This is a genomic window from Bradyrhizobium cedriense, assembly GCF_054602315.1.
Genome location: NZ_JBTSWB010000004.1, coordinates 237,461 through 256,714, shown reverse-complemented (window position 1 = coordinate 256,714; position 19,254 = coordinate 237,461). Strand labels below are relative to the sequence as shown.

The 19,254-nt window shown below is 65.0% G+C and carries 18 protein-coding genes; 17 read left to right on the top strand and 1 reads right to left on the bottom strand.

Features of this window, described 5'->3' with window-relative positions; genetic code table 11:
- The first annotated feature begins 11 nt into the window (after nt 1-11).
- From ACYCVF_RS17920 to trmB, 10 genes are all read left to right on the top strand, one after another.
- The gene (locus tag ACYCVF_RS17920; protein WP_459598462.1) at nt 12-467 is read left to right on the top strand and encodes a Fur family transcriptional regulator; all 456 of its coding nucleotides are present in this window, start codon (nt 12-14) and stop codon (nt 465-467) included.
- Nucleotides 468-492: 25 nt separating this feature from the next.
- Nucleotides 493-1,173 (top strand): HAD family hydrolase, encoded by a 681-nt coding sequence (locus ACYCVF_RS17915; RefSeq protein WP_459598460.1) that lies wholly within the window; start codon nt 493-495, stop codon nt 1,171-1,173.
- Between the two features lie 192 nt (nt 1,174-1,365).
- Nucleotides 1,366-2,760 carry a tRNA (N6-isopentenyl adenosine(37)-C2)-methylthiotransferase MiaB gene (gene miaB, locus ACYCVF_RS17910; RefSeq protein WP_459598458.1) on the top strand — a complete coding sequence of 465 codons (1,395 nt, stop codon included), beginning with the start codon at nt 1,366-1,368 and terminating at the stop codon, nt 2,758-2,760.
- Between the two features lie 64 nt (nt 2,761-2,824).
- Nucleotides 2,825-3,820 carry a PhoH family protein gene (locus ACYCVF_RS17905; RefSeq protein WP_459598456.1) on the top strand — a complete coding sequence of 332 codons (996 nt, stop codon included), beginning with the start codon at nt 2,825-2,827 and terminating at the stop codon, nt 3,818-3,820.
- A gap of 78 nt (nt 3,821-3,898) precedes the next feature.
- Complete coding sequence (ybeY, locus tag ACYCVF_RS17900; protein ID WP_459598454.1) at nt 3,899-4,387, top strand: rRNA maturation RNase YbeY; 489 nt, start codon at nt 3,899-3,901, stop codon at nt 4,385-4,387.
- A 1-nt stretch (nt 4,388) separates the two neighbouring features.
- Nucleotides 4,389-5,507, top strand: a complete 1,119-nt coding sequence (locus tag ACYCVF_RS17895; RefSeq protein WP_459598452.1) for a hemolysin family protein — start codon at nt 4,389-4,391, stop codon at nt 5,505-5,507.
- Nucleotides 5,504-7,117, top strand: coding sequence for an apolipoprotein N-acyltransferase (lnt, locus tag ACYCVF_RS17890; RefSeq protein ID WP_459598450.1), 1,614 nt, complete (start codon nt 5,504-5,506; stop codon nt 7,115-7,117). The genes ACYCVF_RS17895 and lnt overlap by 4 nt, the downstream gene beginning before the upstream one ends.
- Before the next feature lie 219 nt (nt 7,118-7,336).
- Nucleotides 7,337-7,750 (top strand): helix-turn-helix domain-containing protein, encoded by a 414-nt coding sequence (locus tag ACYCVF_RS17885; protein ID WP_028133651.1) that lies wholly within the window; start codon nt 7,337-7,339, stop codon nt 7,748-7,750.
- An 86-nt stretch (nt 7,751-7,836) separates the two neighbouring features.
- Entirely contained in the window at nt 7,837-8,994 is a 1,158-nt protein-coding gene (locus ACYCVF_RS17880) for a M20 family metallopeptidase (protein WP_459598448.1), read from the top strand.
- Entirely contained in the window at nt 8,991-9,701 is a 711-nt protein-coding gene (gene trmB, locus ACYCVF_RS17875; RefSeq protein ID WP_459598446.1) for a tRNA (guanosine(46)-N7)-methyltransferase TrmB, read from the top strand. Before ACYCVF_RS17880 ends, trmB begins: the two co-directional genes overlap by 4 nt.
- 114 nt (nt 9,702-9,815) lie before the next feature.
- On the opposite strand, the gene ACYCVF_RS17870 is transcribed toward trmB, so the two are convergent.
- Nucleotides 9,816-10,898, bottom strand: a complete 1,083-nt coding sequence (locus ACYCVF_RS17870; RefSeq protein ID WP_459598444.1) for a DUF2336 domain-containing protein — start codon at nt 10,896-10,898, stop codon at nt 9,816-9,818.
- A gap of 359 nt (nt 10,899-11,257) precedes the next feature.
- On the opposite strand from ACYCVF_RS17870, the gene rimP reads away from it, so the two are divergent.
- From rimP to rpsO, 7 genes are all read left to right on the top strand, one after another.
- Nucleotides 11,258-12,013, top strand: coding sequence for a ribosome maturation factor RimP (gene rimP, locus ACYCVF_RS17865; RefSeq protein ID WP_459598442.1), 756 nt, complete (start codon nt 11,258-11,260; stop codon nt 12,011-12,013).
- A 2-nt stretch (nt 12,014-12,015) separates the two neighbouring features.
- On the top strand, nt 12,016-13,626 hold the full coding sequence (gene nusA / locus ACYCVF_RS17860; protein ID WP_459598440.1) for a transcription termination factor NusA: 1,611 nt from the start codon (nt 12,016-12,018) through the stop codon (nt 13,624-13,626).
- A gap of 23 nt (nt 13,627-13,649) precedes the next feature.
- Complete coding sequence (locus ACYCVF_RS17855; RefSeq protein WP_459598438.1) at nt 13,650-14,333, top strand: RNA-binding protein; 684 nt, start codon at nt 13,650-13,652, stop codon at nt 14,331-14,333.
- A 69-nt stretch (nt 14,334-14,402) separates the two neighbouring features.
- On the top strand, nt 14,403-17,087 hold the full coding sequence (infB, locus tag ACYCVF_RS17850; RefSeq protein WP_459598436.1) for a translation initiation factor IF-2: 2,685 nt from the start codon (nt 14,403-14,405) through the stop codon (nt 17,085-17,087).
- 155 nt (nt 17,088-17,242) lie between these two features.
- Nucleotides 17,243-17,677, top strand: coding sequence for a 30S ribosome-binding factor RbfA (rbfA, locus tag ACYCVF_RS17845; protein WP_459598434.1), 435 nt, complete (start codon nt 17,243-17,245; stop codon nt 17,675-17,677).
- The gene (truB, locus tag ACYCVF_RS17840; protein ID WP_459598432.1) at nt 17,674-18,792 is read left to right on the top strand and encodes a tRNA pseudouridine(55) synthase TruB; all 1,119 of its coding nucleotides are present in this window, start codon (nt 17,674-17,676) and stop codon (nt 18,790-18,792) included. Before rbfA ends, truB begins: the two co-directional genes overlap by 4 nt.
- A gap of 2 nt (nt 18,793-18,794) precedes the next feature.
- A complete protein-coding gene (gene rpsO / locus ACYCVF_RS17835) occupies nt 18,795-19,064 on the top strand; it encodes a 30S ribosomal protein S15 (RefSeq protein WP_124162439.1) in 270 nt (89 codons plus the stop codon).
- The last annotated feature ends 190 nt before the right edge of the window (nt 19,065-19,254 follow it).

The following is a 19,254-nucleotide window of genomic DNA, read 5'->3' as shown; positions in this document are numbered from 1 at the left end:
CAGACAACCCTATGACCGCACTGAAACCCTCTTCCGCCTCCAAGGCGTCCGGCATCGAGGCGCGCTGTGCCGCCACAGGCATGCGCATGACCGAGCAGCGCCGCGTCATCGCGCGCGTGCTCGCGGAATCGGTTGATCATCCCGATGTCGAAGAGCTGTACCGGCGCTGCGTTGCCGTCGACGACAAGATCTCGATCTCGACCGTCTATCGCACCGTGAAGCTGTTCGAGGATGCCGGCATCATCGAGCGCCATGATTTCCGCGAGGGCCGTGCGCGCTATGAGACGATGCGCGACAGCCATCACGACCATCTCATCAACCTGCGCGACGGCAAGGTGATCGAGTTCACCTCCGAGGAGATCGAGAAGCTCCAGGCGGAAATCGCTCGCAAGCTCGGCTACAAGCTGGTCGACCACCGGCTCGAACTCTATTGCGTCCCGCTCGACGACGACAAGCCGGCCTCTTGAGCATGCTTTTCGGAATCATGCTCTAGTGCCCATCGACCTCATCATCTTCGATTGCGACGGCGTGCTCGTGGACAGCGAGGTGATCTCCTGCCGCGCGCATGCGGATGTGCTGACGAAACACGGCTATCCGATCACCCCGGAGCAGGTGTTCGTGCGCTTCCTTGGCCGCTCGACGCGGCAGGCCAATCTCGAAATCGAATCCGAGCTCGGCCGCAAGCTGCCTGACGCCTATCACACCGACTTGCAGGACGAGCTGTTTCGCTCGTTCGAAGCCGATCTCGAAGAAATCCGTGGCATTCACGACGTGCTCGATGTCGTCACGCAAGCCGTCTGCGTCGCCTCCAGCGGCTCGCATCAGCGCATGCGTGTGAGCTTAGGGAGCACCGGGCTCTACGAGCGCCTCGCACCAAACATCTTCTCCGCCTCGCAGGTCAAGAACGGCAAGCCGGCGCCGGATCTGTTCCTGTTCGCGGCCAATGAAATGGGCGTGCCGCCCGAGCGCTGTGTCGTGATCGAAGACAGTCTCGCGGGCATTGCCGGCGCGCGGGCAGCCGGCATGACCGTATTTGGCTTCCATGGCGGCAGCCATTGCCGCGACGATTATGCCGAGACGCTGCGCCAGGCCGGCGCCGACCTGCTGTTTGCCGACATGCACCAGCTGCCGGAGTTGGTCAGGCAGGTCGAAGCGGCCGCCGTGGCAGGCTGATTCTCGCCCTCTCACCGTCGTTCCGGGGCATCCGCACGCGCGTGAGGTGCGGAATCTCGTGCCAGAACCTCTGAATTCCGGGTTCTCGACTGCGTCGCGCCCTGGAATGAGGCTGAGGCCCCCCCATTCGCTGGATTTTCGCCTCTCCAGCCTATATCTGAGGGCCGTCCTCCATCTCCATTTTCGGGTTCCATGACGCCGCCGCGCAAGCTGCACATCAAATCATATGGTTGCCAGATGAACGTCTACGATGCCCAGCGCATGGTGGACACGCTGGCTCCAGAAGGATTCGTGGAGACGGCCAGCGCTGAGGACGCCGACCTTGTCATCCTCAACACCTGCCATATTCGCGAGAAGGCCTCCGAAAAGGTCTATTCCGAACTCGGCCGCCTGCGCGTCGCCAAGGACGAGGCTGCGCGCGCGGGCCGCGCGATGCAGATCGCCGTCGCGGGCTGCGTGGCCCAGGCCGAGGGCGAGGAGATCGTGCGCCGCGCGCCCGTCGTCGACGTCGTGGTCGGACCGCAGAGCTATCATCACCTGCCGGCGCTTTTGAAACGCGCCGGCCATGGCGGCCGCGCGATCGAGACCGAATTTCCTGCCGAGGACAAGTTCGGCTTCCTGGCCCAGCCAAAACCCGACGCGATCCGCGCGCGCGGCATTTCCGCCTTCGTCACGGTGCAGGAAGGCTGCGACAAGTTCTGCACCTTCTGCGTCGTGCCCTATACCCGCGGCGCCGAAGTCTCGCGCCCGGTGGCAAAGATCGTCGATGACGTGAAGCGGCTCGCCGACAACGGCGTACGCGAGCTCACGCTGATCGGGCAGAACGTCAATGCCTATCACGGCGAGGGGCCTGACGGGAAAAGCTGGCCCCTGGGCCGATTGCTCGAGCATCTGGCGACGATTCCCGGCATTGCGCGGCTGCGCTATTCGACCAGCCATCCGCGCGACGTCGATGACAGCTTGATCGCAGCGCACCGCGATCTCGGCGAGCTGATGCCGTTCGTGCACCTGCCCGTGCAGTCGGGCTCGGACCGGATTCTGGCCGCCATGAACCGCAAACATACCGCCGATGATTACCTCGGGGTCATCGACCGTTTCCGCGCCGCCCGCCAAGACATTGCTTTTTCATCAGATTTTATCGTGGGCTTCCCCGGCGAGAGCGAGCAAGATTTTCTCGCCACCCTCGCGCTTGTCACGCAAATCGGCTACGCTGCGGCTTATTCGTTCAAATATTCCGCCCGACCGGGAACGCCGGCCGCGGACATGCAGGAGACGGTGTCCCCCGCCGAGATGGACCAGCGATTGGAGCGGCTCCAGGAACTGATCGACAGCCAGCAATCGGCCTTCAACAAGGCTGCGATTGGCTCGACGGTCGATGTGCTGTTCGAGCGTCCGGCCCGCAAGGAGGGCCAGATCGTCGGCCGCACCGCTTACCTCCAGCCCGCCCATGTGATGGCCTCGCCCGACATCATCGGGAAGATCCTGCCAGTCCGGATCGACAGCCTCGAACGCTACAGCTTTCTCGGCGAGCTCGTAACGCCGCGTGGCGCGCGCGAGCCCGCTTTATCGCAAGCCAGTGGAGCCTGAACCCTTGCCCAAAAGCGCATCGGATTCGTCTTCGTTCGCTCCCAGCCGCAAGTTTGACCGCGACATGCAAGTTCCGCCCGAGACCCAGGTCGTCATCGATTTCGACGACAACCGCGCCGCGTCCGCCCTGGTCGGCCCCTACGGCCAGCACCTCGCGCAGATCGAGCGGCGGCTCGGGGTGGTCGTCGATTCCAAGGGCAACCACATCACCATCGGCGGCACCCGCGACGGCTGCGATGCCGCGCGCCGCGTGCTGGAGATGCTCTACGCACAGGCCGTGAAGGGCCATGATCTCGACCAGGGTGAAGTCGAAGGCGCGATCCGCGCCGTGATCGCGCAGGGTTCGCTCTTCGAGTTCGACGCCAAGTCGGCGAAATCGACCTTCGACAGCATCAACCTGCGCAAGCGGCCGGTGCGCGCGCGCACGGCCGCGCAGGATTCCTACATCCGCGCGCTGAAGCGCCACGAGCTCGTGTTCGGCATCGGCCCCGCCGGCACCGGCAAGACCTGGCTCGCGGTTGCACATGCCGCGCAGCTGTTCGAGCGCAAGGAGGTCGACAAGATCATCCTGTCGCGTCCGGCGGTGGAAGCCGGCGAGCGGCTCGGCTTCCTGCCCGGCGATCTCCGGGAGAAGGTCGACCCTTATCTTCGGCCGATCTACGATGCGCTCTATGACCTCATGGATGCGCGCATCGTCGAGCGTGCGCTCCAGACCGGCGAGATCGAGATCGCGCCGCTCGCCTTCATGCGCGGCCGCACGCTCACCAACGCCGCCATCATCCTGGACGAGGCCCAGAACACGACGTCGATGCAGATGAAGATGTTCTTGACGCGTCTCGGCGAGAACAGCCGCATGATCGTGACGGGCGATCCCTCGCAGATCGACCTGCCGAACGGCCAGACCTCGGGTCTGGCCGAAGCGACCCGGCTCTTGAACGGCGTCGAGGGGATTGCCCAGGTTCATTTCAAGGCCGAGGACGTGATCCGCCACGAACTCGTGGCGCGGATCGTGGCCGCCTACGAAGGGCCGCCGCAGCGGCCGGCAACCGGTCAATCCTGACGAGGCAACACCGGACGCGAAGGCGCGAACACGGCGTCTTTCGTCCCAGACAGCACAATGTCCCATCCGAACCTTCCCATGACCGAGGTCCTCGTCGTCGCCGATTGCTGGCAGCGCGAACCCGATTCCGAAGCCGTGATCCAGCGCGCGGTGGCGGCCGCCGCCGAGAGCGTCGACGAAGACGTTGCGGATGCGGAAGTGGCCGTGATGCTGACCGATGACGCCGGCATCCGCACCCTCAACAGCAACTGGCGCGGCATCGACAAGCCGACCAACGTGCTGTCGTTCCCCGCGCTCCAGCCGGAGGGCGGCCGGAAGCCGGACGATGCGCCGCGCATGCTCGGCGACATCGCGATCGCCTACGAGACCATGCGGCGCGAGGCGGACGAGGAACACAAGCTGTTCGACCACCATCTGAGCCACCTCGCCGTGCACGGCTTCCTGCACCTGATCGGCTACGACCACGAGAACGACGGCGACGCCGAGGAGATGGAAGCGCTGGAGACGCAGATCCTGGCCCATCTGGGCATCCCCGACCCCTATGCCGACCGCGATGGGACGCACTGAGATGCCGGATTCCGATCCAGTCCAGGACAACCCGCGCAACACGCGCAACCTGCCCGCCGTCGTGGCCCATGGCGAGGTGATGCGCCCGGCTTCCGAAGGCTGGCTCGTGCGCGCTATCCGAACGCTGTTCGGCTGGAAGGCGGGATCGGTCCGCGACGACCTCCAGGTCGTGCTCGACGCATCTACGCCCGACGATACCGGCTTCTCCGCGGTCGAGCGCACCATGCTGCGCAACATCCTCGGCCTGCACGAGCGCCGCATCGCCGACGTCATGGTGCATCGCGCCGACATCATCGCAGTGAAGCGCGACATCCCGCTCGGGGAATTGATGGACCGTTTCGAGAGCGCCGGTCATTCGCGTCTCGTCGTCTACAACGAGACGCTCGACGATCCCGTCGGCATCGTCCACATCCGCGACCTGCTCGCCTTCATGACCGCACGCGCGCGGGTGCCGGAAGCCGCCAAGACCAAGCGCAAGAAGCCGCTGCCGGCCGGGCTCGACCTCCGCGCCGTCGATCTCGCGCTGCCGCTTGATGAGGCGCGCATCATCCGCAAGCTGCTCTACGTACCACCGTCGATGCGGGCGATCGACCTGCTCGCACAGATGCAGGCCACGCGCATCCATCTTGCCTTGGTGGTCGACGAATATGGCGGCAGCGACGGGCTGGTCTCGCTCGAGGACATCGTCGAGCAGATCGTCGGCGAGATCGACGACGAGCATGACAGCGACGAGCCGCCCTCGATCGTGCGGCTGCCCGACAACGCCTTCATCGCCGACGCCCGTGCCAGCCTCGACGACGTTCGCTCGGTGATCGGCGAAGATTTCGTCACGGGCGAAGCCGGCGAGGAAGTGGAGACGCTGGGCGGCTATCTCGTCAGCTTCGTCGGACGCCTGCCGGTGCGCGGCGAGGTGATCTCGGGTCCCGGCACTTACGAGGTCGAGGTGCTCGATGCCGATCCGCGTCGCGTCAAACGGCTGCGCATCTCGACGCGGAAGGAGCGTCCGGCGCCGCGCACGCCGCGCGAGACCCGGCGCCGTGAGGCCACGCCGGAGAGCGGACAGCCATCGGCCAGCGATACGCCCACGCCGCCGCCGAGCGACGGGGCCGGCCCGCAGTGAATCCATCGCAGCGATTTCGGCAGATTGCGCTTGCCATCATCCTCACCTGGGGATGGCAGCGTGCTGTCATCGCCATGGCGGCCGGGGCGCTGTCGGTGCTGGCGCTGGCGCCGTTCAACCTCTTCCCGGTGCTGTTCGTCACCTTCCCGGTGCTGGTCTGGTTGATCGACGGCGCCGGGGCCGGCCGGTATGGCGGCGTCCCGGCCGCCGCGTTGACCGGCTACTGGTTCGGGCTCGGCTATTTCGTGCCCGGCCTCTATTGGATCGGCTACGCCTTCTTCGTCGACGCCGACATGTTCGCCTGGCTGACGCCGTTCGCCGTGCTGGGCCTGCCGGCCTATCTCTCGATCTTCACGGCGATCGGATTTGCGCTGGCACGCCTGCTCTGGACTAAGAATGCCACGCGCTTGCTTGCGCTTGCAGCCAGCCTCACCATCAGCGAATGGTTGCGCGGTCATGCGCTGACCGGCTTTCCCTGGAACGCGTTTGGCTATGCGCTGTCCGAGCCACTGCCGCTGGCGCAGACGGCGTCACTGATCGGCCTGTGGGGCATGACGTTCCTGACGGTTGCGATCTTCGCAAGCCCCGCGACTCTGATCGACCGCAGCCCCGACCGGCGCCTGCAATGGCGTGTGCCGGCGGCAGCCGTCGCGATCCTGGTTGTCATGAGCATTTTCGGCGCAGTCCGCCTGTCACTGCATCCGACCATGATGGTCGCCGGCGCCAAGCTGCGCCTGATGCAGCCGAACCTCCAGCAGGATGCGAAATTCAACTACGCCGCCAAGGCGGAGGTGATGAAGAAGTACCTGGCGCTGTCGGACCGCGCCTCCGGCCCGCAGTCGACCGGCGTGCGCGATGCCACCATCCTGATCTGGCCGGAATCCGCCTTTCCGTTCTTCCTGACCCGCGAAGCCGATGCGATGGCGCAGATCGCCGACCTCCTGCCGAAGGGCACCGTGCTGATCACGGGATCGGTCCGTGCGCCCGACCTGCCGCGGGGCACGCCGATCACGCGCGCGTACAACTCGATCTACGTGATCGATCACGACGGCAGCGTCCTGGCAGTGTATGACAAGGTGCATTTGGTGCCGTTCGGAGAATTCCTGCCCTATCAAGCGTTGATGGAGAAGCTCGGATTCGAGCAACTGACGCGTGTGCGCGGCGGCTTTATTCCCGGTACCGTGCGTCACGCGCTGCCGGTTGCCAGCGCGCCGCCCGCGCTGCCGCTGATCTGCTACGAGGCCATCTTTCCCGGCGAAGTGGCTGGACGCAACGAACGTCCGGGCTGGATCGTGAACCTCACCAACGACGGCTGGTTCGGCATCTCGACCGGTCCCTACCAGCATCTGGAGCAGTCGCGAATGCGCGCGATCGAACTCGGATTGCCGCTGGTCCGCTCCGCCAATACCGGCGTCTCGGCAGTCGTCGACCCGATGGGACGAACCGTTGCAAGCCTCGGACTCGGGATCGAAGGCATTTTGGATTCAGGCCTGCCCGCGGCAATCGCGCCGACTCTTTATGCGCGAGTCGGCGACATACCCGCAGCGATGCTCGTCGCGATCGCCGTCATTGTGGCGGTACGACGACGCGTTGCCAAACGGCCCCCCTGATCTACCCTCACCGCTGCGGGACCGGATTCCTTTGACAACCGTAGTACCACGGTTGACAGACTGCAGGCGGCCTCCTCATTCTGCACCGGCTGCGAAAGACAGTTGGCATTGCTAAATTTCTCCGCAATGTTTCCCAATAAGAGGGTCTGATTTGACGATGCTGGCACCCGAGGCATTCTCGTTGATTGCGCCGAAGGTGATGTTTGGAGGGCTGAGGAAATGTCGAAAGCGCCCAACCCTGTTGACAAATATGTCGGCAGTCGCGTGCGCATGCGCCGCATCATGTTGGGCATGAGCCAGGAGAAGCTCGGTGACGCTTTGGGCCTGACTTTCCAGCAGATCCAGAAGTACGAGAAGGGCACCAACAGGGTCGGCGCGAGCCGCATCCAGCAGATCGCCGAGATTCTCCAGGTGCCCGTGTCGTTCCTGTTCGAGGGCGGCCCGAGCGGCGTGCCCGGTCCGGACGGCTTCAGCGAAGGCGCCTCGCCCTCTTATGTCTCGGACTTTCTCGCGACCTCCGAAGGTCTCGCCTTGACCAAGGCGTTCACGCGAATCACCGATTCGAAGATGCGCCGCTCCATCGTCGATCTCGTCGAGCAGATCGCGGCCCGCGAGGGTCCCGACAAGCGCTGACGCGACACCTCGATGGTGATTTGAGGCTGCGCTGAATCTGGCCTATGTCGTCGTTTGCGACTGCGCTTTGGTGCGCGCCCGCTTCGATGATGCGATTCAAAGGCACAGATGCGTCCATGACCGGCTCCAATTGGTTCGATTCCCAAACCATCCTCGATGGCATCCGCCGCTGGGTCGAAATCGAGACGCCGACGGAAGCGCCTGAACAGGTCAACAAGCTGGTCTCTTTGGTTGCGGAGCAATACCGCGACCTGCCGGTCACGCTCGAGCGCGTCGCCGGCGTGGATGGCTGCGGCGATCATCTCGTGGCGCGCACGAATTGGGGGCAGGATCGACCGGGTATCCTGGTGCTGAGCCACCTCGATACCGTTCATCCTATCGGCTTCATCGAGCGCCTGCCTTTCAAGGTCGAGGGCGACAGCGCGTTCGGTCCCGGCATCTACGACATGAAGGGCGGCGCCTACATCGCCCATCACGCCTTTGGCGCGCTCTGCGCCGCCGGCGACCGTTCGCCGCTCGGCATCACGCACCTGTTTACCTCCGACGAGGAGATCGGCAGCCCGACGTCACGTGCGCTGATTGAGAAGGAAGGGCGCAAGGCCAAATATGTGCTGGTGACCGAGCCGGCGCGCGACGGCGGCAGGATCGTCACCGCACGCAAGGGCGTCGGACGCTTCAAGGTGTTCATCAAGGGAGTGCCCGCGCATGCCGGCACGCGTCCCGAGGATGGCCGCAGCGCGATCCGCGAGCTCGGCAATGTCATCCTGGCGCTGGAAGGGATGAACGATCTGGCGCGCGGCATCACCGTCAATGTCGGCGTGGTGCGCGGGGGCACGCGCCCCAACGTCACGCCGGAAGAGGCTTACGCCGAAGTCGATCTGCGCGTGCCGAGCCTAGATGATGCAAACGAGTTCGTCGGCAGGATTCTCGCCCTGACGTCGAAGACCGACGGCGTCACCGTCGCGGTCACCGGCGAGCTCAACCGGCCGCCTTACGAGAAGAACGATGCGGGCGCTTCGCTGTATGAGCATGCGAAGACGCTCGCCACCGAGCTCGGCTTCGAACTGATCGACACCCATACCGGCGGCGGCTCGGACGGCAATTTCACTGCCGCGCACACCGCGACGCTCGACGGGCTCGGCGTCGACGGCAGGGGCGCGCACACCCATTATGAGCAGCTCTACGTCTCGTCGCTCGCGCCGCGTGCGCGGCTGCTCCATCGCCTGTATCAGACGCTGCGATGAGCGAGCGCAAATCAGATCCCGATCGCGAGGACAGCGAGCGCGCCTTCTTCGGGCGCCGCAAGGGCCACAAGCTCAGGCAACATCAGGCCGAGCTGATCGAGCAATTGCTGCCGCATCTTGCACTCGACATCGAGCGTGAAGCGCCCGCGGATGCCCGCGAGATATTCGCTCCCGCAGCCGAAGACGTCAGGCTCGAGATTGGCTTCGGCGGCGGCGAGCATCTTGCGGCGGAGGCGAAGAACTTCCCCACGACCGGCTTCATCGGCTGCGAGCCCTACGTCAACGGCATGGCAAAGATCCTGGCGCAGATCGAGGCCGCCAACATCGGCAATATCCGCCTGTTTGCGGGCGATGCCGCCGAGCTCCTGGCCTGGCTCCCGATGAATTCGCTGTCGCGCATCGACCTGATCCATCCCGATCCGTGGCCGAAGCGGCGGCACTGGAAGCGGCGCTTCGTCCAGGACCGGACGATCGCCGCGATGGCGCGCGTGCTGAAGCCAGGCGGTGAATTCCGCTTCGTCTGCGACATCGACGATTACTGCGCCTGGACATTGTCGCATCTTGCGCGCTCGCAGGACTTCGTCTGGATCGCCGAACGCGCTGATGATTTCCGCCAGCCATGGCCGGGCTACACCATGACGCGCTACGGCCGGAAGGCCGCGCGGGAAGGACGCAAGGCGGCGTATTTGCGTTTCAGGAGAAACTGATCGTCGTTCCGGGGCGATGCGCAGCATCGAACCCGGAACGACGAGATTCTCAGGTGCGCAAGTGCGCACCATGGTTCGCGCTTTGCGCGCCCCGGAATGACAGGGATAGATGAGTTAAATCGTCCGCCGGTTGCGCCAGAAATTGACGACGCGTTCGGCGGTGGTCGGCATCAGGCGCGTGTAGTTCAGACGCGCGGCCTCGATGTCGGCGTCGGCAGGGGTGCGGTGGGGGCCGTACCAGAGCAGGATGAGCGCGCGCACCGTGGGCCATCCGAGGTTCAGCACGCGACCGAGGATCAGAAGCGGATCGTAGCGGTCGCCCGCGATCAGGCGGTCGAGAATCGAGAGGCGAACGCCGGACATCGCCGAAAGCGATGCGACCGATTCCTCGTATTTCTGCGCCTTGGCGAAGCCGAGCAGCGCGCTCTCGCCGAGATGGCCCCCGCGATGCAGGGTTAGCACCGTGCGCTGTGCCGCGGAAAAATCGCGGCGCGGCCCCGGCGGCAGCGCGGCCTCCTCGATCGCCGCCATCGCGCGCTTGATCTCGGCCTTGCGCGCGGGATTGACCACGCTGGAGAGGCGCCGGCGGATGACGTCGAGCGTTCCATCGAGCAGCTGTTTCAGGTTCTCGCCGGAAAGGTCGTCGCGCTGGCCGATCTTGAGCGTCAGCACGCCGTCCCGTGCCGCGCGCTTGATCATCTCGGAATAGCTCGATGATGAGAACACCGCACCGGCATTGGCTGCGGCGCGGCGCACCACGTCGCGATCGCCGCGTTCGACCAGCACGTCGGTGACGACGGGAGACAGAGCGGGGCGCTCCGTCATCGCCAGGAGATGGCCCTGGCCTTTCAGGCGCGCGATCTCGACAAGGGCTGCGTCGTCGAGCACGGGCGAGCGGCGCAGCACGGGACCGGCCACCATGATCTCGTTTTCGCGGGCGAGCTGTTTGACGAGGTGCGGCGGCGCGTTGTCCAGGTGCGAGAAGCGCTCGGCCAGATCGGCGCGCGAGGCGAGTTCGGCATGCGGAACGAGATCGATCAGGAGATTGTCGAAGAGATCGATCAACTCGGGGCGGAGCTTCTCCGCATCCTGGAAGAACAACTGGGCGATCGCGCGCGCAATCTCGCCGCGTCGCCGCGGATCGCCGCGCTTGACGATATCGTCCAGTCCAGGAATGAGCGACGTGGCAACGGTCATGAAAACGCAACTCGACGGGGCACGCCGCGGGTGCGCCCTTGGTCCAAGCCGCCCCACAATCGGGGAATTTAGGCCGGCTTGATGAAGGAAGCGTTGCGCAGTGGGCGGGCCGAACGGCGCAAAAAGCCTCCTCAGCCCTGCAATGGGCCTTGTCCGGGCGCGGAGAAAGGGCTATATCAGCGCCAATTCATCTTCTCATACGATCCGCGTAGTGAGAGTGGGCCCGAAAGGACCCGCTCTTTTTTATTACCTGAATGCGGCTTGGCGAAAGATGCGGCCCGGAGAGTTGCCGGGAAAGTTCCGAAGCAGGCTTTGAGATCGTAACCAAGCCTTAACCATCGAGCGACCCGACCCTGGATATGACCGAACCGAACCCTGGTTCCACGGATGCCGAATTGCTGGCCGAGCCGCGGCTCGTGGTCGAGCCTGGCGTCGCGGCGCGGGTGTCCGCGGTGGCAGCGCCTGTGCTTCAAGGCATGGGCTACCGCCTGGTGCGGATCCGGATTTCCGGAGAGGCCGGCTGCACCGTGCAGATCATGGCCGAGCGGCCGGACGGCTCGATGCAGATCGAGGATTGCGAGGCGATCTCGCGGGCACTGTCGCCCGTGCTCGACGTCGCAGATCCCGTCGATCGCGCCTACCGGCTGGAGATCTCCTCGCCGGGAATCGATCGCCCGCTGGTGCGCCGCTCCGATTTCGAGCGCTATTCCGGGCATCTGGTGAAGATCGAGATGGCGGTCGCACATGAGGGGCGGAAGCGCTTCCGCGGCACGCTCGGCGCCGTCGAAGGCGACCGCGTGCATCTGCGCCGCGACGATGCCAAGGCAGGTGACGATGCCGACGTTCTCCTGACCATGGAGGATATCGGCGAGGCCCGGCTGGTGCTGACCGACGAACTGATCGCCGAATCCATGCGCCGCGGCAAGGCGCAGGAGCGCCAGATGCGCCGTGATCTCGGGCTGGAGCCGCCGCCGGCGCCGCACGCCAGCATCAGTGAGAAGATTACCAAGAACACCAAGCCGAAGAAGAAGCCGGCACCGACCAACACGAAGAAACATCGCCTTGCCGCCGACCGCGCGCGGCGCGGCGAGACCGAGCCTGACCAAGGAGACTAGCCATGGCAGTCAGCGCCAATCGACTTGAATTGCTTCAGATCGCCGATGCCGTCGCACGCGAAAAATCCATCGACCGCGGCATCGTCATCGCGGCCATGGAGGACGCCATCGCCAAGGCGGCGCGGGCCCGTTACGGCAGCGAGACTGACGTTCATGCCGAGATCGACCCGAAAAAGGGCGAATTGCGGCTGTCGCGCCACATGCTGGTGGTCGACAAGGTCGAGAACCACTCCAACCAGATCTCGCTGGTGGACGCGCAACGCGCCAATCCCGGTGCCCAGGTCGGCGACACCATCGCCGACACCCTGCCGCCGCTGGAATATGGCCGCATCGCCGCGCAATCGGCCAAGCAGGTGATCGTTCAGAAGGTGCGCGAGGCCGAGCGCGACCGGCAGTATCAGGAATTCAAGGACCGCATCGGCGACATCGTCAACGGCGTGGTCAAGCGCGTCGAATATGGCAGCGTGATCGTCGATCTCGGCCGTGGCGAAGCCATCATCCGCCGCGACGAGATGCTGCCGCGCGAAGTGTTCCGCAACGGCGACCGCGTCCGCGCCTACATCTTCGACGTTCGCCGCGAGACGAGGGGTCCGCAGATCTTCCTCTCCCGCACTCATCCGCAGTTCATGGCGAAACTGTTCGCGCAGGAAGTGCCCGAGATCTATGACGGCATCGTCGAAATCAAGGCGGTGGCACGCGATCCCGGCTCGCGCGCGAAAATCGGCGTGATTTCCCGCGATTCCTCGGTCGATCCGGTCGGCGCCTGCGTCGGCATGCGCGGCTCGCGCGTGCAGGCCGTGGTGAACGAGCTGCAGGGCGAGAAGATCGACATCATTCCCTGGTCGCCCGACATCGCGACCTTCGTGGTCAACGCGCTGGCGCCGGCCGAGGTCTCCAAGGTCGTCATCGACGAAGACCGCGAGCGCATCGAGGTCGTGGTGCCCGACACCAACAACCAGCTCTCGCTGGCGATCGGCCGCCGCGGCCAGAACGTGCGTCTGGCCTCTCAGCTCACCGGCTGGGACATCGACATCCTGACCGAGCAGGAGGAATCGGAGCGCCGCCAGGCCGACTTCGAGAACTCCACCCGCGTCTTCATGGAATCGCTCAACGTCGACGAAGTGGTCGGCCAGCTGCTGGCGTCCGAAGGCTTCACCTCGGTCGAGGAACTCGCAATGGTGGACGTCAAGGAACTTGCCAGCATCGAGGGTTTCGACGAGGAAACCGCGCAGGAGCTCCAGAACCGCGCCCGCGAATACCTGGAGCAGCAGGAGGCCGAGCTCGAGGCCAGGCGCAAGGAGCTCGGCGTCGATGACGCGCTCAAGGACGTGCCCGGCGTGACCTCGAAGATGCTGGTGAAGTTCGGCGAGAACGATATCAAGACGGTCGACGACCTCGCCGGCTGCGCCACCGACGATCTGGTCGGCTGGACCGAGCGCAAGGAAGGCAGCGAGCCGACCAAGCACGCCGGCGCACTCGATGGCATCGACATTTCGCGTGACGACGCCGAAGCGATGATCATGCAGGCCCGCGTCAAAGCCGGCTGGATCACCGAGGCCGATATCGCCAAGCCTGCGGAAGAGGCTGAGGCGACCGAAGACCAACCGGCTTAAGGGCCAAGGAGGATGTCGCCCGGATGCTCGCCAGCACTGACAGCGAACTCGACCATGGGCCGCGGACCGAAAAGTCCGCGACCATGCGCATGTGCGCGGTCAGCCGCGAGGTCCGGCCGATCGACGAGCTGATCCGCTTCGTCGTTTCGCCGGACGGGCAGATAGTTCCCGATCTCAAGCGCAAGCTGCCCGGGCGCGGCATGTGGATTAGCGCCTCGCGCAAGGTGGTTGCGGAAGCCGTCCGGCGTCACCAATTTAGCAAGGCCTTCAAGCGCGAGTTGCGCGTCTCCCAGACGCTTCCCACCGACATCGAGGCGCTCCTGGTTCGGAGCGTGGCGGAAGCCCTTGGGATCGCCGCCAAGGCGGGCCAGGTCGTGGCCGGCTTCGGCAAGGTCGAGAGCGCCCTTCGGGAAGGAACGGTCGAGGTCCTGATCCATGCCAGCGACGGGGCCGCGGACGGAATCCGCAAATTGGACATGCTGGCGCGTCAAAATGCCGGAAATCGCGGTGCCCAGCCGCAGATTCCCGTCGTCACCGCACTGAAATCGGTAGAATTGGATTTGGCACTGACCCGGTCAAATGTGATACATGCTGCCCTGCTCGCGGGCCCGGCGAGCAAGTCATTCCTGTCACGTAGCCAGATGCTGGTCCGATACCGGATGGCGGACGATGACAAGACTGCCGAAAAGCCCGGCCAGGATTTCTGAGAGACAAGACGACCCAATTGGACGGTGCGGCAACGCACAACACTGATAAATCAGGATTAGGACTGCTGAATGGTTGATACCAAGACCCCTGGCGACAAGAAGCTGAGCGTTCCGAGCAAGACGCTATCGCTCAAGCCGCGCGTCGAAACGGGCACTGTGCGCCAGAGCTTCAGCCATGGCCGCAGCAAGCAGGTCGTGGTCGAGAAGCGCGGCAAGCGCCGGATCGACGGCGCTCCTGAGCCGCAGGCTGCCGAGGTCGCAAAGCCCGCGCCGGCTGCGCCCGCCGCGGCGCCGCGTCCCGCCCCGAAAGCCGCCCCGCCCCGCAACGCCGGTTCCGGCGTGGTGCTGCGCACGCTGACCGAGGACGAGCGTTCGGCCCGTGCCAGCGCGCTGGCCGATGCCAAGCTGCGCGAGGTCGAGGAACGCCGCCAGGCCGAGGAAGAGGCCCAGCGCCGCGCCGTGCGCGAGGCAGCCGAACGCGCCGAGCGCGAAGCCGCCGAATCCCGCCGCAAGGCCGAGGAGGAGCGCCACCGTCACGAGGACGAGGCCAAGCGCAAGGCCGAGACCGAGGCCAAGAAGCGTTTTGGCGAAGGCGAGCAGCCTTCTGCCGCACGACCCGCAACCGCTCCGGTGACGAGCGCTCCGCGTTCGGCGCCGAGCACGGCGCGACCTGCGGCGACCACCACTGCACGCCCGACCACGACGACCACGCAGCGGCCGGCAGGCCCTGCAGGGCGCGCTCCGGCCGTTGCGGCCGGACCCGACGAGGACGATGGTCCGCGCCAGATCCGTCGTGGTCCCGGCGGCGCCGCGCGTCCTGTGGCGGCCCCCAAGACCACCCACAAGCCCGGGCCGCAGAAAGAGCGCGGCCGCCTGACGGTCGTCACCGCCCTCAATGCCGACGAGGTCCGCGAGCGCTCGATCGCCTCGTTCCGTCGCCGCACCCAGCGGCTGAAGGGCCATGCCGCGAACGAGCCGAAGGAAAAGCTCATCCGCGAGGTGGTCATTCCGGAAGCGATCACGATCCAGGAACTCGCCAACCGCATGTCCGAGCGCGCGGTCGACGTCATCCGCATGCTGATGAAGCAGGGCGCGATGCACAAGATCACCGACGTGATCGACGCCGACACCGCCCAGCTGATCGCCGAGGAACTGGGCCACACCGTCAAGCGCGTTGCCGCATCGGACGTCGAAGAAGGTCTGTTCGACACCGTCGACGATTCCACCGACACTGAGACGCGCTCGCCCGTCGTGACCGTCATGGGTCACGTCGATCACGGCAAGACTTCGCTGCTCGACGCGCTCCGCCACGCCAACGTGGTCTCAGGCGAGGCCGGCGGCATCACCCAGCACATCGGCGCCTATCAGGTGGTTTCGCCCGAAAGCGGCAAGAAGATCACCTTCATCGACACGCCCGGCCACGCTGCGTTCACCGCGATGCGCGCGCGCGGCGCCAAAGTCACCGACATCGTCGTGCTGGTGGTCGCTGCCGACGACGGCGTGATGCCGCAGACGATCGAAGCCATCAACCACGCCAAGGCGGCGCGGGTGCCGATCATCGTTGCCATCAACAAGATCGACAAGCCCGACGCAAAGCCGGAGCGCGTGCGCACCGAACTGCTCCAGCACGAGGTGCAGGTGGAATCCTTCGGCGGCGACGTCGTCGACGTCGAAGTATCCGCCAAGAACAAGACCAATCTCGACAAGCTGCTCGAGATGATCGCGCTCCAGGCCGAAATCCTCGACCTGAAGACCAATTCGCAGCGTCCGGCCGAAGGCACCGTGATCGAGGCCAAGCTCGATCGCGGCCGTGGTCCGGTCGCGACCGTGCTGGTCCAGCGCGGCACGCTTCGTGTCGGCGACATCATCGTCGCCGGCGCCGAAATGGGCCGTGTCCGCGCGCTGATCTCGGATCAGGGCGAGACGGTGCAGGAAGCCGGTCCCTCGGTGCCGGTCGAAGTGCTCGGCTTCAACGGTCCGCCGGAAGCCGGCGATCGTCTTGCGGTGGTCGAGAACGAAGCCCGCGCCCGTCAGGTCACCAGCTACCGCGCGCACCAGAAGCGCGAGAACGCGGCTGCCTCGATCTCCGGCATGCGCGGCTCGCTCGAGCAGATGATGTCGCAGTTGAAGACGGCGGGCCGCAAGGAGTTCCCGCTGATCATCAAGGCCGACGTGCAGGGCTCGTTGGAAGCGATTCTCGGCTCGCTGGAGAAGCTCGGCACCGACGAGGTCGCCGCCCGCATCCTGCATGCCGGCGTCGGCGGTATCTCGGAATCGGACGTCACGCTCGCGGAGGGCTTCAACGCCGCGATCATCGGCTTCTCGGTTCGTGCCAACAAGGAAGCCGCTGCCGCCGCCAAGCGCAACGGCATCGAGATCCGCTACTACAACATCATCTACGACCTCGTGGATGACGTGAAGAAGGCGATGAGCGGCCTGCTCGCGCCGACCTTGCGCGAAACCATGCTGGGCAATGCCTCGATCCTGGAGATCTTCAACATCTCCAAGGTCGGCAAGGTCGCCGGCTGCCGCGTCACCGACGGCACCGTGGAACGCGGCGCCAACGTGCGCCTGATCCGCGACAACGTCGTCGTGCACGAAGGCAAGCTGTCGACGCTGAAGCGCTTCAAGGACGAAGTGAAGGAAGTCCAGTCCGGCCAGGAATGCGGCATGGCCTTCGAGAACTATCACGACATGCGTGCCGGCGACGTGATCGAGTGTTATCGCGTGGAGACGATCCAGCGCTCCCTGTAAGTCCAAATCTTACCGAAGCGTTCGGATCATTTTGAACTGAAATTGCGGGAGTGCGATGGCCGGATTTTTCCGGCCATCCACCCCTTGTTCGTCTCAACAGGACAAATGACGATGCCGGTGTCCCAAGCACGGGCATGACGAGGTGATTTTCGACAATGCCACGCCACCATCAGAAAAAGAGTTCCACGCCCGGCGGAGGCTCGCAACGCCAGTTGCGCGTCGGCGAGCAGGTTCGCCACGCGATGGCCGATATTCTGGCGCAAGGCAATGTGCATGATGCGGACCTCGAAGGTCACATCATCACCGTGCCGGAGGTGCGGATGTCGCCCGATCTCAAGCTCGCGACAGTCTACGTGATGCCGCTCGGTGGCCGCGACACCGAGATCGTGATCGCGGCGCTCGAACGCAACAAGAAGTTCCTGCGCGGCGAGGTCGCGCGGCGCGTTAACCTGAAATTTGCACCTGACATTCGCTTCCGCGTCGATGAGCGATTCGACGAAGCGGAACGGATCGAGAAGCTTTTGCGAACGCCTGCGGTGCAGAAGGACCTGGAACAGAATCCGGCTTCGGATCGGGAAGAAGAGCAATGACCATGGACCCGGCTCACGGCACGATCGGCGGCAACGATGTCGATCAGCGAGACATGCAGAAGAATAATTTCGCGGAGGCGGGAAGCGATGCCCGGCCGCTTCAGGAGCCGCGCCGCGTCAACAACGATCCGCGCGCCAAGCAGCAGAAGGGCAACCAGCCGCGCCGGGAGCGCCGCGACGTTCATGGCTGGGTCGTGCTCGACAAGCCGATCGGCATGACCTCGACGCAGGCGGTTGCCGTGCTCAAGCGCCTGTTCAACGCTAAGCGCGCCGGCCACGCCGGCACGCTCGATCCGCTCGCCTCGGGCGGGCTGCCAATCGCCCTCGGCGAAGCTACCAAGACCGTTCCCTTCGTCATGGACGGCCGCAAGCGCTACCAGTTCACGGTCTGCTGGGGCGAGGAGCGCGACACCGACGATATCGAGGGCCGGGTGACCGCGACCTCCGACCAGCGCCCGACCCGGGAGGCGATCCTGGCTCTTCTGCCCCGCTTCACCGGGGTGATCGAGCAAATCCCGCCGCGCTATTCCGCGATCAAGGTCCAGGGCGAGCGCGCCTATGACCTCGCCCGTGACGGCGAAGTTGTGGAACTGGCCCCCCGGCCGGTCGAGATTCATCATTTAGCCCTTGTAGATCAACCGGATAAGGACCGGGCCGTGTTCGAGGCCGAGTGCGGCAAGGGCACCTATGTCCGCGCCCTGGCCCGCGATATGGGCCGGATTCTCGGCACTTATGGCCATATCTGCGCGCTCAGGCGGACCCTGGTCGGCCCATTTGGCGAAAACGACATGATTCCGCTGGATCAGTTGGAGGCTTTGTGCGATAGAGCCGCGTCCGGCGAGGGTAGCCTCGCCGACGCGCTTTTGCCCGTTGAGACCGCGCTGGACGACATCCCGGCACTGGCCGTCACTCGGGCTGATGCGGCAAGGCTCCATCGGGGCCAGGCCGTTTTGTTGCGCGGACGGGATGCGCCCACTTGTAGCGGCACAGTCTATGTCACGGTGGCAGGCCGTCTGTTGGCGCTTGCTGAAGTTGGCAATGGCGAAATCATCCCCAAGCGTGTGTTCAACCTGACCGGCCTGACTGCCAGTTCCGGTCGCAACGAGAGAAATTGACGATGTCGATTGCCGCAGAACGCAAAGCGGAAGTCATCAAGACGAATGCCACCAAGGCCGGCGACACCGGCTCGCCCGAGGTTCAGGTCGCGATCCTGTCGGAACGCATCACCAACCTCACCAACCATTTCAAGACCCACGTGAAGGACAACCATTCGCGTCGCGGCCTCTTGAAGCTGGTCTCGACCCGTCGCTCGCTCCTCGACTATCTCAAGAAGAAGGACGAGGCGCGGTACAAGGCACTGCTCGAGAAGCACAACATTCGTCGTTAAGAGTTCCTGCGCGCGCCACTGGCGCGCGTTTTCGCGCGTGGTTTCGAACGAAAGCGTTTCCTTAAAGGTTTTTGATCGAGGTTGCGTGCGCGTCGGATGCGGGCCGTTGAGGATTCGCATCCGGGCATGAAGAGCGAGGACCGCGGTTCGGTGTTCGCATTCGTGCCGACTGACAGTCCAGCAGCAATCC

What these genes read in the sequence shown, in the direction of transcription:
- miaB (WP_459598458.1), top strand. Translation starts at nt 1,366, where the DNA reads ATGACGCCGCCGCGCAAGCTGCACATCAAATCATATGGTTGCCAGATG.
- ACYCVF_RS17905 (WP_459598456.1), top strand. Translation starts at nt 2,825, where the DNA reads ATGCAAGTTCCGCCCGAGACCCAGGTCGTCATCGATTTCGACGACAAC.
- ACYCVF_RS17855 (WP_459598438.1), top strand. Translation starts at nt 13,650, where the DNA reads ATGCTCGCCAGCACTGACAGCGAACTCGACCATGGGCCGCGGACCGAA.
- rimP (WP_459598442.1), top strand. Translation starts at nt 11,258, where the DNA reads ATGACCGAACCGAACCCTGGTTCCACGGATGCCGAATTGCTGGCCGAG.
- ybeY (WP_459598454.1), top strand. Translation starts at nt 3,899, where the DNA reads ATGACCGAGGTCCTCGTCGTCGCCGATTGCTGGCAGCGCGAACCCGAT.
- ACYCVF_RS17895 (WP_459598452.1), top strand. Translation starts at nt 4,389, where the DNA reads ATGCCGGATTCCGATCCAGTCCAGGACAACCCGCGCAACACGCGCAAC.
- trmB (WP_459598446.1), top strand. Translation starts at nt 8,991, where the DNA reads ATGAGCGAGCGCAAATCAGATCCCGATCGCGAGGACAGCGAGCGCGCC.
- infB (WP_459598436.1), top strand. Translation starts at nt 14,403, where the DNA reads ATGGTTGATACCAAGACCCCTGGCGACAAGAAGCTGAGCGTTCCGAGC.
- rbfA (WP_459598434.1), top strand. Translation starts at nt 17,243, where the DNA reads ATGCCACGCCACCATCAGAAAAAGAGTTCCACGCCCGGCGGAGGCTCG.
- ACYCVF_RS17880 (WP_459598448.1), top strand. Translation starts at nt 7,837, where the DNA reads ATGATGCGATTCAAAGGCACAGATGCGTCCATGACCGGCTCCAATTGG.
- ACYCVF_RS17885 (WP_028133651.1), top strand. Translation starts at nt 7,337, where the DNA reads ATGTCGAAAGCGCCCAACCCTGTTGACAAATATGTCGGCAGTCGCGTG.
- truB (WP_459598432.1), top strand. Translation starts at nt 17,674, where the DNA reads ATGACCATGGACCCGGCTCACGGCACGATCGGCGGCAACGATGTCGAT.
- ACYCVF_RS17870 (WP_459598444.1), bottom strand. Translation starts at nt 10,898, where the DNA reads ATGACCGTTGCCACGTCGCTCATTCCTGGACTGGACGATATCGTCAAG.
- ACYCVF_RS17920 (WP_459598462.1), top strand. Translation starts at nt 12, where the DNA reads ATGACCGCACTGAAACCCTCTTCCGCCTCCAAGGCGTCCGGCATCGAG.
- nusA (WP_459598440.1), top strand. Translation starts at nt 12,016, where the DNA reads ATGGCAGTCAGCGCCAATCGACTTGAATTGCTTCAGATCGCCGATGCC.
- rpsO (WP_124162439.1), top strand. Translation starts at nt 18,795, where the DNA reads ATGTCGATTGCCGCAGAACGCAAAGCGGAAGTCATCAAGACGAATGCC.